11 protein-coding genes and 1 tRNA gene are annotated in these 13876 nt (G+C 29.6%); all 12 read left to right on the top strand.

What is annotated here, in order from left to right:
• Positions 1-243: 243 nt before the first annotated feature.
• The 12 genes from glyQ (at position 244) to HMPREF1552_RS03125 (ending at position 13831) form a co-directional block, all read left to right on the top strand.
• Positions 244-1119, top strand: a complete 876-nt coding sequence (glyQ, locus tag HMPREF1552_RS03180; RefSeq protein ID WP_021743635.1) for a glycine--tRNA ligase subunit alpha — start codon at positions 244-246, stop codon at positions 1117-1119.
• Between the two features lie 43 nt (positions 1120-1162).
• Entirely contained in the window at positions 1163-2419 is a 1257-nt protein-coding gene (locus tag HMPREF1552_RS03175) for an ATP-binding protein (RefSeq protein ID WP_021743634.1), read from the top strand.
• Entirely contained in the window at positions 2412-3014 is a 603-nt protein-coding gene (locus HMPREF1552_RS03170; protein WP_021743633.1) for a hypothetical protein, read from the top strand. Before HMPREF1552_RS03175 ends, HMPREF1552_RS03170 begins: the two co-directional genes overlap by 8 nt.
• 59 nt (positions 3015-3073) lie before the next feature.
• A complete protein-coding gene (gene glyS, locus HMPREF1552_RS03165; protein WP_021743632.1) occupies positions 3074-5110 on the top strand; it encodes a glycine--tRNA ligase subunit beta in 2037 nt (678 codons plus the stop codon).
• A 360-nt stretch (positions 5111-5470) separates the two neighbouring features.
• Positions 5471-6574 (top strand): OmpA family protein, encoded by a 1104-nt coding sequence (locus HMPREF1552_RS03160; protein WP_021743631.1) that lies wholly within the window; start codon positions 5471-5473, stop codon positions 6572-6574.
• 218 nt (positions 6575-6792) lie between these two features.
• Entirely contained in the window at positions 6793-7086 is a 294-nt protein-coding gene (locus tag HMPREF1552_RS03155; RefSeq protein ID WP_021743630.1) for an HPr family phosphocarrier protein, read from the top strand.
• A 60-nt stretch (positions 7087-7146) separates the two neighbouring features.
• On the top strand, positions 7147-8949 hold the full coding sequence (locus HMPREF1552_RS03150; RefSeq protein WP_021743629.1) for a S1 RNA-binding domain-containing protein: 1803 nt from the start codon (positions 7147-7149) through the stop codon (positions 8947-8949).
• Between the two features lie 168 nt (positions 8950-9117).
• Positions 9118-10056 carry a branched-chain amino acid transaminase gene (locus HMPREF1552_RS03145; RefSeq protein ID WP_021743628.1) on the top strand — a complete coding sequence of 313 codons (939 nt, stop codon included), beginning with the start codon at positions 9118-9120 and terminating at the stop codon, positions 10054-10056.
• A gap of 525 nt (positions 10057-10581) precedes the next feature.
• Positions 10582-11910, top strand: coding sequence for a tRNA (N6-isopentenyl adenosine(37)-C2)-methylthiotransferase MiaB (gene miaB, locus HMPREF1552_RS03140; RefSeq protein WP_021743626.1), 1329 nt, complete (start codon positions 10582-10584; stop codon positions 11908-11910).
• Between the two features lie 102 nt (positions 11911-12012).
• The gene (rho, locus tag HMPREF1552_RS03135; protein ID WP_039901106.1) at positions 12013-13257 is read left to right on the top strand and encodes a transcription termination factor Rho; all 1245 of its coding nucleotides are present in this window, start codon (positions 12013-12015) and stop codon (positions 13255-13257) included.
• Between the two features lie 24 nt (positions 13258-13281).
• Positions 13282-13563 (top strand): cupin domain-containing protein, encoded by a 282-nt coding sequence (locus HMPREF1552_RS03130; RefSeq protein ID WP_021743624.1) that lies wholly within the window; start codon positions 13282-13284, stop codon positions 13561-13563.
• Between the two features lie 191 nt (positions 13564-13754).
• Positions 13755-13831, top strand: a tRNA-Pro gene (locus tag HMPREF1552_RS03125).
• Positions 13832-13876: the final 45 nt, after the last annotated feature.

The raw sequence follows: 13876 nt of genomic DNA, 5'->3' as shown, positions 1-13876 counted from the left end.
AAGCGGGGTAGTTCGTAGAACATTTCGCCATTATTTCTAAATAGTAGTCAGTTAAATATGTTAAAATAATTATTATTGCGAAAGAGGGCATGGCGTTTGATGCCCTTACGTTAAAATAAATATAAAAAAGAAAAATATTTAATAAATTTGATAAATATAAAGTTGTTATGTTATTCATAGATTTAATTTATTAAAGATATTTTAGATAGAAAAATAGAAAAAATAGAGAAAGGATAGAGATAAATGACTTTTCAGGAAATTATATTAACTCTTCAAAAGTTCTGGGGAGATAAAGGGTGTATAATATCAAATCCGTACGATATTGAAACAGGTGCGGGAACGTTTAATCCAGACACTTTTTTAATGTCGTTAGGTCCTGAGCCTTGGAATGTTGCGTATGTTGAGCCGTCACGTCGTCCAAAAGACGGGAGATATGGTGAAAATCCCAACAGAGTGTACCAGCATCATCAGTTTCAGGTAATTATGAAACCATCGCCAGAAAATATTCAGGAACTTTACTTAGAAAGTTTAGTGGCATTAGGAATTAATCCTAAGGAACACGATATAAGATTTGTGGAAGATAACTGGGAAAGCCCTACACTTGGAGCGTGGGGATTAGGATGGGAAGTTTGGCTGGATGGAATGGAAATTACACAGTTTACATATTTTCAGCAAGTTGGAGGACTGGAAGTTGACATTGTTCCATCTGAAATAACTTACGGACTTGAAAGAATTGCACTTTATTTGCAAAATAAGAACGATGTAAAAGATTTAGAATGGACAAAAGGCGTAAAATACGGAGAAAGAAGATTCCAGTTTGAGTATGAATTATCAAAATACAGCTTTGAAGTGGCAGACGTTCCAATGCACTTCCAACTTTTTGATATGTACGAAAAAGAAGCTCAAAATTGCCTAAACAACGATTTAGTATTCCCAGCCTACGAATACGTTCTAAAATGCTCACACACATTCAACAACCTTGACGCAAGAGGTGCAATCAGTACAACAGAAAGAATGTCCTACATTTTAAGAATCAGGGATTTGGCTAAGAAATGTGCAGAGAAATTTGTGGAGGCAAGGGAAAGATTGGGATTCCCATTGTTGAATAAAAATAATTAGACATAAAAGAGGGGGATTCTTCTTTTGAAAGGAGGGCTGTGGAATGAAATTGTTGATAAGGAATGTTGGGAAACTGAAGGAAGCTGATGTTGAGATAAATGGGATAACTGTTATTACTGGTGAAAATGATACTGGAAAAAGTACGGTTGGGAAAGTTTTATGGAGTGTTTTTAATGGATTTTATGAAATTGATGAGAAAGTTTATAATGAAAAAGTTTCTGAGTTAGAAAAAATTATAGATGAAATCATAAAAGAAAATGTTTATAAAAATCTTTCAACGGATTATAATTCTTTTTTTGAAATTTTTAACAGTACGGGGAAAAAAATTGCTATAGAATTTTTGAAGGAAAATAAAGATTATTCAGAAGATGAGATAAAAATCATAATTAATAATTATAAAAAAGATTTAAAAATTGAAAATATTTCAAATTTTGTTCAAGAAATAAATGAAACTTTAAAAATTTCAGACAAAGAAATCATAAAAGTTATTGTTTCACGAGTTATGAATAAAGAATTTCATAATCAAATTAATGCCATTTTTTCTAAAGAAAAAATGAATATTGGAGAAATAAGTCTTAAAATAAAAGATAAAGAAATAGATTTAAAAATTGAAAATAATGAAATTTCGGATGTTCAAAATTATTTTTTAATAAATAAAGAAACGATGTATATTGATAATCCATTTATTTTGGATAGTTATGATTTCGATGATGAAAATCACCAAACACATTTAGCAACCAATGTTTTTTCAGAAAACGAAAACAGTGTTATTTCTGAAATAAAAATAAAGAAAAAATTGAATAATATTTATCAAAAATTAAACAGTGTTTTGAGTGGAGAAATTTTGGAAAATAAAAATTCTAAATTTGTTTATAGAAAAAACGGTGAAGATATTGACTTAAAAAATTTATCGACAGGGCTTAAAACTTTTGCAATTATAAAAATGTTATTACAAAATGGAACTTTAGAAGAAAATGGAACAATCATTCTTGATGAACCAGAGATACATTTACATCCTGAATGGCAACTGAAATTTGCTGAGTTAATAGTTTTGTTGCAAAAAGAGTTTAGAATGCATATTTTATTGACAACACATAGTCCGTATTTTTTAAATGCAATTGAAGTTTTTTCAGAACGACATAAAATTGATGATAAATGTAAATATTATGTGGCTGAAAATGAAGGAAATAGTAGTATTATAAAAGATTTAACAGGAAATACAAGAGAAATTTATAGAAAATTAGCAAGACCGATTCAGGATTTAGAAAATATTAGATATAGCAGTGATTTAGATGAGTAAAAAAATTAATTTGAAAATATATAATACTTCTACATTAAAGCAAACTTCAAAAGATGATAATAATGAAGAATATATGACAGAAAGTCAAATTAAAGTAATTAATTTTGATAGTGTTGGAGGAGATAAGTACACTAGAAATAATAATTTGAGCATTCAGCTAAAAACAAATGATGTTTTATTTTTACATAGCGATGGAAGATATACTTTTATTGAATTTAAAAATGGGAAATTACTTGATAGGTCTAATAGAATTGATATAAAAAAATTAAAGGATATAGAGTTAAAGATTCTTAATAGTATGTTTGTTTTAGGAGATATTGAGGAAAAATCTTTAAATACTTTAAAGGAAATTACAAATTATATTTTGGTTTATAATGAAGATAAAAATTTACCAAATGAAAAGAACTCCATTTCAGAAATTGGAAATTATTTTGTAAATCAAGGAAGTAGTTTATCAGTTGGAGAAAATACTCTTGATAAAGATGAAATCATTTGTTTTGGACTTGAAAAATTTAGAGATTATTGCTTCAAAAATGTACACACTTACTCAAAAGAAGAATTTGAGGAAAAATTTGTAAAAAAGATGGAGAATTAAGAATATTGTTTAGAAAAATAGTTAAAAAAAATGTAAATTTGTAAAGGAGAGAATTAATTATGAATTTTCTTTTTGAAATAGGATTGGAAGAATTGCCAGCACAATATGTGGATAAGGCGGAGAAAGATCTGAAAAAAATAATAGAAAATGAGTTAAAGGCTGAAAGAATCAAGTTTTCAGAGATAGAATCATTTAGTACGCCGAGAAGAGTTACTGCGATTATAAAGGATTTGGCTGAAAAACAAGATGATTTGGATAAAAAAAGCGTAGGGCCTTCGGTAGAAATTGCTTATAAGGATGGGCAGCTTACGAAAGCTGGAGAAGGGTTTGTGAAGTCGCAAGGTGCTACGGTTGATGATATAAAGATTATTGAAAATGAAAAAGGGAAATATATTTCGATTGAAAAATTTATTGCAGGAAAAAATACTAGGGAAATTTTGCCTGAAATATTGAAAAATGCGATAAAGAAAATAGAGTTTGAAAAGTCAATGAAGTGGGCGGACAGAACATTTAGATTTGTAAGACCGATTAAATGGTTTGTAACTTTGTTTGATAATGGAGAAATTTTGCCTTTTGAGTTTGAAGGTCTAAAAGGTGGGAATAAAACTCGTGGAATGAGATATTTTGCTTCTCAGGACATTGAGATTAATAATCCGCTTGACTATGAAAAAATATTGCTTGAAAACTTTGTTATCGTAGATGGCGAAAAGAGAAGAGAAGAAATTTTGAAAAGTATAAGGGAAAATGGTGAAAAGGATGGAGATACTGCGATAATCAATAAGTATTTATTGGATGAAGTAGTTAATGTAGTAGAATATCCTTATGCAATAAAAGGTGAATTTAGTAAGGATTATTTAGAGCTTCCAGAAGATATTATCACGATTACATTGGAAACTCATCAAAGATATTTTCCGGTAAAAGATAAGGATGGTAAATTATCTAATAAATTTATTGTTATAAGAAATGCGCCTGAATATTCTGAAACTGTAAAAAAAGGGAATGAAAAGGTCGTAGAGCCAAGACTTGCTGATGCGAAATTCTTCTTTGACGAGGATTTGAAAAATAAATTTGCGGATAATGTGGAAAAACTGAAGGAAGTTACTTTCCAAAAGGATATGGGAACAATTTTTGAAAAAGTTAAAAGAAGTGAGAAAATCGCTGAATATCTGATTTCAGAATTGAACTTGAATGACAAGAAGGAAAATATTATAAGAACTGTGGATTTAGCAAAAGCCGATCTTGTTTCAAATGTAATTGGAGAAAAGGAATTTACAAAATTACAAGGGTTTATGGGTTCCGTTTATGCTGAAAAGCAGGGAGAAGATAAAGATGTAGCACTTGGAATTTTTGAACATTACTTGCCTCGTTATCAAGGAGATGAATTACCTACAACTGTTGAAGGTGCCATTGCTGGAATAGCTGACAAAATGGATACAATAATCGGATGTTTTTCAGTTGGATTAAAACCGACAAGCTCTAAAGACCCTTACGCATTAAGACGTGCGACACAAGGAATTATCCAAGTTGTATTAAATTCAAAATTATCTTTTGACTATAAAAAATTAATCGAAAAGGCTTATGAAATTTTTTCAAATGATAAAAAAGTGCTGGAAAAAGATGTTGTAAAAGATGTGACCGAGTTCTTTAAACAAAGAATAATTAACGTACTTTATGAAAAATATAAAAAAGATCTTATAAACTATGAGATAAATCTTGAAAGCAATGTTGTGGAACTTGATAAAAAATTATCTGAACTTCTGAAATTATCGCAAACTGAAAACTTTGAAATTTTGATAAATCTTTTGAAACGTGTAAAAAATATTGTGAAAGATGAAAAAAATGAAAATCTAAATATTGACAGTAATTTATTTGAATTGGAAGAAGAAAAGACATTGTATAATTTAGCAAATCAATTGGAAAGTATTGAAAATACAGAATTTTCAAATTATATTGAAACATTGCTAAATAATGCCTCTACAATTAATCAATTTTTTGATAATGTAATAATTAATGTTGATAACAAAAAATTGAAAGAAAATCGTATTACATTATTGAAAAAATTAGAAATTTCTATTGATAAAATGATAAATATCTAATTTTTATCTATTTTTTTCCAATTGGCAGTAAATTTGTGAATAATTTTTGAAATTTATTTTAAAAGGAAAAAAATAAAATGAATGACTCGAGAGTCATCCTAAATAGCTGTTTTGTTGAAAATGTACTGAATACAACGGATAAAACAATCTAAATAGTTGAATTTTTTTATTGACTTTTTATTAAAACAATGGTATCATATACTTGTAAACGTGAAGTTTTGGCTAAAGAATATTTTTTAATTATAAAGTTAAAGTATTGATTTTTTTCTTAAAATAGTGTATAATCTTAGAAGAGGATTAGGAGAAAACAGTACTAACTAAGTTAGAGAAAAAACAAAATGACATTCAGGAGGAATTGAAATGAAAAAATTAGTAATTTTAGGAACAGCTTTATTAGCTTTAAACGCTGTAGCATCTGAAGTCCAAATTAAAGGTGGATATGATTTCTACAGAAAATACAAATCTGGTTCAGATGCTACTGGAACAGATTTTAGATTAAAACCAGGTCCAGTAGCTGGAATAGAGTACATTATTGACAATCAAGGTGAATTTGAATGGGGAGTAGGTTCAGAATATAAATTCTCTGCTAACTCAGGAAAATTAAGAGATAAAAAAGAAAATACAAAAATTGCAAGAAGTGTACCTGTGTATGCTTTAGGTAAATTTAACTTAATTACAAATAACAATGGAAATGATGCATTATATGTGTTAGGAAGAGCAGGATATAATTTTGCTAAAGAAGCAAAAGAAGCTAGAAGAGATGACTTGAAAGTATCAGGTGGACCATATGTAGCAGCTGGATTAGGAACAGAGTTCGGACCAGTTTCATTAGAAGCTATATATGAAAGATCTAACTTCAAAACTAGAGATATTGTAGCAGGAGATAGAAGTAGAGATTATTCTGATTCAGTAGGAGTAAGATTAGGATATAGATTTGGACAATTGAAAAATGACAGATCACCTAAAATCATAACTCAAACAGTTACAGTGCCTGTGCCAACTCCAGTACCTACACCAGCACCAACTCCATCTAGAGACATTGATCAACCAAATACAGCTACATTACCATTTAGCTGTTCTGTTGACGATAAAAAATGTGTAATTAGAGGATTTAAAGTAGACGGAAGAGTACCTAATGAAGGTGAAGCTGCTGACTTGAGAACTATCGCAGGTGTAATTAATCAATTTGCTGATGGCGGATCAATTGATTTTGTTGGACATACAGATTCAACTGGATCAGCTGCATATAACCAAAAACTATCAGTAGCTAGAGCACAAAATGTTGCTAAATTATTGAGAGAATATGGATTGAAAAATTCAATTTCTTACGGAACAATTTCTGGACAAGGAGAAAGTAATCCAGCAGATACTAATGATACTGTTGACGGAAGATACAATAATAGAAGAGTTGAATTATTCTTCCAAAATGTTGATTTTAGTAACGTAAGATTTATCAATAGATAATTGAAATTTAAATTTTTGTAAATTAGGGAGATATTTTGAATATCTCTCTTTTTATATAATTTTAAAAGGTTTTTAGTTTATTCTTATTAAAAAATTCATAAAAAATCTATATAAACATTGATTTTTAACCTAATAAATGATATTATTTATATAAGATTAATTTATATAGTCAAAGTTTTGTATAAAATCCATAGAGTTCTAACTTGAAAGAAGGATATATGAAAGAAATTATTGTGGAAATAAAAAATGAGCAAGGGCTTCATGCAAGACCATCTGGGCAGATCGTTAATATTGCAAAGAAATATAATTTGACTTTGGAAATAGAAAAAGTTGGAGAAAATGAAATTGTAAATGCAAAGAATGTATTTGGAGTAATGATGCTTGGAGCAGCTAAGGGAGAAAAATTAAAACTTAGAGCAATTTCAAAAAATGAAGAAAATATAGAAGATGAAAAGAAATTATTAGAAGAATTAAGAAAAATAATTGAAGTTGATAAATTTTTTGAAGAATAATTTTTATAAATAAAAAGAAGGGAGAAGAACTGGCTTTTAATAGCAGTTCTAAAGTGCAAAATGAACGAAAAAGAATTTGAATTATTATTGGAAGATTATTTACCAGAAGAAAAAAAATCTGGAGATGTAGTAGAAGGAGTTATTACTAGAAAAGAACTGGATTATGGTTTTCTTGATTTGAATGCAAAGAAAGAAGGAAGAATTTATGCTAGTGAAGTTAAGGATTTTGAAATAGGAGATAAAATTGAAGTAAAAGTTTTAAGAGAAGATGATGAGAACATCATTGTTTCAAAATTTGTATTGGATAAGGCAAAAGAACTAGCATCGTTTAATGTAGATGACATTGTAACAGGAGAAATTATTAAGAAAATTAAAGGTGGGTACACTGTAAGAATAGGAAAAAATGAAGCATTTCTACCATTTTCACTTGCCAGATTTGACAAAAACAAAGATTATACAGGACAAAAATTTAAATTTTTAATAAAGGAAAAAAATAAGAGCAACATAACTATTTCAAGAAGTGATTTAATAAAAATTGAAGAAGAAAAATATTTAGAAAAGGTAAATATTGGAAATGTTGTTACTGGTAAGATTAAAGAGATATTTGACTTTGGAATTATCTTGGACCTGGGAGCAACTAGTGGATTTATTCATATATCTGAAATTTCTTGGGATCAAGTGGATAATTTGACTGAAAAATATAAAATTGGTGATGAAATAAGTGCTAAAATTATTGAAAAGGATGCTGAGAAAAATAGATTAAAATTAAGTATAAAACAATTGTCAGAAGATCCTTGGGTTGCATTTGCAGCAAGCCATAATGTAGGAGATGTAGTTGAGGCAGTCGTGAAGGATGTACTTGATTTTGGGATAGTTGTGACTGTTGACGGAAATTCTGGATTTGTACATCTTTCAGAGCTGGCTTGGCACAATGGGGCTAAAGAGCTTAAAAACTACAAGGAAGGGAACAAATTTTCTGCAAAAATTATTCAAATTGAAGATGAAAAGAAAAATGTTAAGTTAAGTGTAAAACAATTGTCAGAAAACCCTTGGGATACAGTTAAGGAAAAATACCATATTGGGGATATTATTGAAAAACCAATAACAGAAGTATTTGACTTTGGATTATTAATTTCACTGGAAAAAGATATTGACGGACTTTTACATGTGTCTGACTTGTCGTATAAGAGAGAAGCCAATTTAACTTCAAAATATAAAGCAGGAGATGTAATCAAATTTAAAATAGTTGACTTTAATGACGAAAAAAATAGAATTACTCTAAGTGCTAAAGCGTTGCTTGATGATAGATGGGAAATTCTTGAGGAAACTTATGACTTTGATAATGCATTTAAAGGAAAGGTCATGAATGTTCAGGATTATGGAATTTTTGTGGAATTAGAAAAAGGAATAGAAGTTTTTATCCATAAAAACGAATTTTCATGGGATAAAAAAGAACATAAAGAATATAAAGTTGGCGATGAAGTCGAATTTAAAGTAATTGTAGTTGATAAACTTGATAAAAAACTTTCTGGAAGTATCAAGCAATTAGAAAAATCACCTTGGAAGGAAGCAATTGAACAATATAAGAAAGGAAATATTGTAAATACTGAGATTGTTGAAATTCAGGAAAATTTTGTGCTTGTTAAATTAACAGACAGATTTAACGGAATTATACCAAAACGTGAGTTAACAGAGGAATTTTTGAAGGATATTTCTGAAAAATTCTCAGTTGGAGATAAAGTTGAGGCTGTAATTACAGATATTAATGAAAAAAGAAAATCAATTGCATTATCTGTAAAAAAAGTTCAGGAAATGGAAGAGAAAAAAGAACTTGATGAGCTTATGAAAGTTTATGGAGTCTAATTTTACAAATTCAAAATATAATAAAATTAAGAAAGAATTATAATTTTAGCATTTAAATATATATAATATATATAGTTAATTATAAAAAATAAATTTTACATAATTTTGAAAAAGTGCTAAAATATAAAAGTAAATATTAAAATATTGAAAATATGGAGGTAAAATTAGATGGCAAAGGCAGAATTTATGAAATTTGCATATTTCGATAAAGAAATAGTGGAATTTGAAAAAGCGACAGTTAGTATCGCTACACATAGTTTACAATATGGGACAACTTGTTTTGGTGGTATCAGAGGATATTATAGAAATGGGAAAGTAGCGATTTTTAGACTGAAAGATCACTATATTAGATTAATGAATGCGTCAAAAATGTTAGGATTTGAATATTTTATAACTTGGGATGAATTTAAAGATATTGTTACAGAATTAGTTAAGAAAAATGACGTAAAAGAAGACTTTTATATGCGACCATTTGTTTTTTGTAAAGAGCCTAGATTGTCACCTAAAAAGGCAGGATTAGACTTTGATTTAGCAATTTACATGTTGCCGCTTGCAGATTATGTAAGTACAGAAGGCGGACTAAACTTAATGAGTTCAACTTATAGAAAATACAATGATTCGGCAATTCCTACAAAGGCAAAAGCGGGAGGTTCATATATTAACTCGTTCCTTGCAACAAGTGATGCACAAAGAAATGGTTACGACGATGCATTAATGTTTGATGATGCTGGAAATGTGGTAGAAGTGTCAGTTGCAAATATAATACTGGTTTACAGAGGACAAATAATAATCCCTGACACTGGAAACGCAGCTCTTGAAGGAATTACAGTAAGATCAGCATTGGAATTATTAGAACACAATGGATATAAAATAAATCGTGGAAAAATTGACAGATCAATGGTATTCACAGCAGATGAGCTGTTAGTAACAGGAACAGCAATGAAAATTACTTATGCAGAATCATTGGACAAACGTCCTATTGGGCAGTTAGACTTTAATGCAAAACCACAAGCAGGTAAATTTCATAAATTGTTAAAATCAGAATATGAAAAAGTAATTAATGGAGAACACGAATTGTCTTCTGAATGGTTGTTTATTGTAGAATAAAGGTAAGTACACTGGAAGTGTTTTAAAAGAGCATTGAAGGTGTACTTTTTATATTGTTAAAATAATTTTTTTATTATTTTGAAAAAAACTTGTATTTAAGATAGATTAGGAGTAAAATATAAGTGAAAAAAGAGAAAAAAGTAATTGGGAATTATTGAAAGATACATAAAAATGAGAATAGAATTGAAGATTCTTGGGAAATTAAATAGTAATGTAAAAATTTGGGAAGAGAGATGGTTATTTAAATCATCTCTCTTTTTAGATAAATTTGTTTTATTTTTAACAAAATAAAAAAGATTAGGTTATCAAGTAAGTATTAATTAAAAAAAAGAATAAAAAATTCTTGAAATTCCAAAATAAAAATGATACCATTACAATAGGAGAAAATAAACTTGAAAAATAATGATTTATACTTGGATAGTTAGAACTATTTAAGTGTTGAAAAAATTATCAATTTAGTCAATTCGAAACTATTCAGTAAAAATCAAAAATTTTAAAAAAAGAACAAAATTTGGAGGGAAAAAAGTGGAAAAGAGAGCAACTATAATAACATACGGTTGTCAAATGAACGTAAATGAAAGTGCGAAAATGAAGCAGATGCTACAAACAATGGGGTATAGCATGACTGAAGATATTGAAAATACAGATTTGGTATTTTTAAATACTTGCACGGTAAGAGAAGGTGCAGCTGTTAAAGTATATGGAAAACTAGGGGATTTGAAAAGAATTAAGGAAGAAAAAGATGGAAAAATGATTATTGGTGTCACAGGATGCCTTGCTCAAGAGGTAAGAGATGAATTTATTAAAAAAACGCCTTATGTCGATTTGGTTCTTGGAAATCAGAATATAGGAAGAATTCCTGATATTTTAGAGAGAATCGAAGCAGGAGAAGAAACACATATTGTTATGGTAGATGATGAGGATGAACTTCCAACAAGAGTAGATGCAGACTTTGGAGATGATATTGTGGCTTCTATCTCGATTACTTATGGGTGCAATAATTACTGTACATTTTGTATAGTCCCTTATGTGCGTGGAATGGAGAGATCTGTACCTCTTAATGAAGTTGTTAGGGATGTTGAGCAATATACAAAAAAAGGATACAGGGAAATATTATTTTTAGGACAGAATGTAAATTCATATGGAAGTGATTTTGCAAATGGAGAAGATAATTTTGCAGAGTTGCTGGAGCAAAGCGCAAATGTAGAAGGAGATTTCTGGATAAAATATGTGTCACCGCATCCGAAGGATTTTAGTGATGAAGTAATCGACACAATTGCAAGAAATCCTAAAATAGCGAGAATGTTGCATTTACCACTACAGTCAGGTTCTACAAAAATTTTGGATTCAATGAATAGAGGATATACAAAGGAAGAGTTTATAGCACTTGCTAAGAAAATTAAAGAAAAAATACCTGATATTGGGCTTACTACGGATATTATTGTTGGATTTCCTGGGGAAACAGATGAAGATTTTCAGGATACAATGGATGTTGTGAATGAAGTTGGATTTGAAAATGCGTTTATGTTTATGTATTCTAAAAGAACTGGAACTCCTGCAGCTACGATGGGAGAACAGGTTGATGAACAGGTAAAAAATGAGAGATTACAGCAGCTTATGAGATTACAGAATATGAAAGCAAAGGAAGAAAGCCAAAAATATTTAGGGAAAATTGTAAAAGTACTTGTTGAAGGACCAAGCAGAAAAAATCCTGAAATGCTGGTAGGAAGAAGTTCTACGCATAAAATAGTTTTATTTAAAAGTGATAGAAAAGATTTAAAAGGGCAATTTGTAAATACAAAAATTTACAATGCGAAAACATGGACATTATACGGAGAGTTGGTGGAGGAATAAATGACGAAAAAAGATAATGAAATAGAATCGGAAAGAATATTAGATGAGCAAGTGGAATTAGATAAGAAAAATGTTTCTGAAAATTCAGATTCTGAAGAAGAAATGATAAGAGAAATTCTTTCTCAAAATGTAACTAAATTAAAGAAAATGGCAAAGGAATATAAAATTGGAAGTTTTTCTGGAATGTCAAAACTTGAACTTATAAATGCAATTTTGATTGAAAAGGGGAAAGAAAGAGGGAAAACTTATGGATTTGGTAAATTGGAAGTAATAGGTGAGGGAAATTATGGATTTTTGAGAAATACTTCGATTGGGCCTGATGTTTATGTGTCAATTTCACAAATAAAAAGATTTTTCTTAAGAAATGAGGATATTGTATTTGGAGAATTGAGAATTCCGATTGGAACTGAGAAAAATTATGGGATTTTGAAAGTATTGCTTGTAAATGGAGACTTGCCTGAAAAATCGCTAGAACGTCCGTATTTTGATGATTTAGTGCCATCTTACCCAGATGAAAAGCTAAATTTAGGAGGTGGGGAAATTTCTTCAAGAATTATTGACTTAATTTCGCCAATTGGGAAAGGACAGAGAGGACTTATAGTCGCACCTCCAAAGGCTGGGAAAACAGTACTTCTTTCTACTCTTGCAAATGACATTATAAAATATAATCCTGAAATTGATGTGTGGATACTATTAATTGATGAGCGTCCTGAAGAAGTTACGGATATTAAAGAAAACGTAAAAGATGCGGAAGTATATTCAGCGACTTTTGACGAAGACCCAAGAGTACACACAGAAGTTACAGAAAATGTGCTTCAGATGGCAAAAAGGCAAGTGGAACGTGGGAAAGATATTTTGATTCTTATGGATAGTCTAACTAGGCTTGCACGTTCATATAATATCACTATTCCGTCAAGCGGGAAATTAATTTCGGGAGGAATCGACCCTAATGCACTTTATTATCCAAAAAGATTTTTAGGTGCCGCAAGAAATATAAAAAATGGTGGAAGCCTTACAATTATTGCGACAGCTCTTGTTGAGACTGGAAGTAGAATGGACGAAGTAATTTTTGAGGAGTTTAAAGGAACAGGAAATATGGAAATCATTTTAAGCAGAACGTTGGAACAGTTAAGAATATTTCCTGCAATTGATGTACTAAAAAGTGGGACAAGACGTGAAGAACTTTTGATTCCAAGAGAAAATTTGGAAAAAATTTGGAAATTAAGAAGAGAACTGAATGAAATGTCAGAAGTTGAAGGAATGAAAAATCTGATAGAACTTATAAAAAAATATAAAAATAATGATGAATTACTGGAAGATTTATATAAAGCTAAAAAAACAAAATAAAAATAAATATTAAGGAGAAAAAAGATGTTTGGAAATGTAAAAAATGAAGCAGGATTGCTGTTTAACAAGGGAAATTTTAAATTGGTAAAGAAAATTTTGAAAAAAGATGAAAAAATTGCTAAGCACAATCATGAAGATGAGGAAATTGTTTTTACCGTTCTAAAAGGAAAAATGGAAATGTACCTGAATGAAACTGAAAAACATGTTTTAGTACCAGGAGATATTTTACATTTTGATGGAGTAAACTTTATTAATGGAAGTGCTTTGGAAGATTCTGAAGTTAGTGTAACATTGATAAAAAAATAATTATGTAATGAGGGTATAATTTTTTATGCCCTTATTTTGTTGAAATATACTAAAAATAATGGGGAAAATGGTATTTTAGCAAAAAAATTAAGAAAAATTGAAATTATCAGAAAAAAAGTGTTGACATTCATTCTGATTTATGATATTATATTTCTTGTCTGAGAGTAATTAGTAAAAGTTATTCTTTAGAGCGGTGTATAGCGCAGCTCGGTAGCGCACCTGCCTTGGGAGCAGGGGGTCGTAGGTTCAAATCCTACTACACCGACCATTTATAGATTTTGCGGGAGTAGCTCAGTTGGTAGAGCGTCAGCCT

The sequence above is a fragment of the Leptotrichia sp. oral taxon 879 str. F0557 genome (genome assembly GCF_000469385.1).
In the GTDB taxonomy this organism is placed as follows: domain Bacteria; phylum Fusobacteriota; class Fusobacteriia; order Fusobacteriales; family Leptotrichiaceae; genus Leptotrichia; species Leptotrichia mesophila.
The sequence above is the reverse complement of the archived record's forward strand: the minus strand, read 5'-3'. Positions and strand labels throughout refer to the sequence as shown.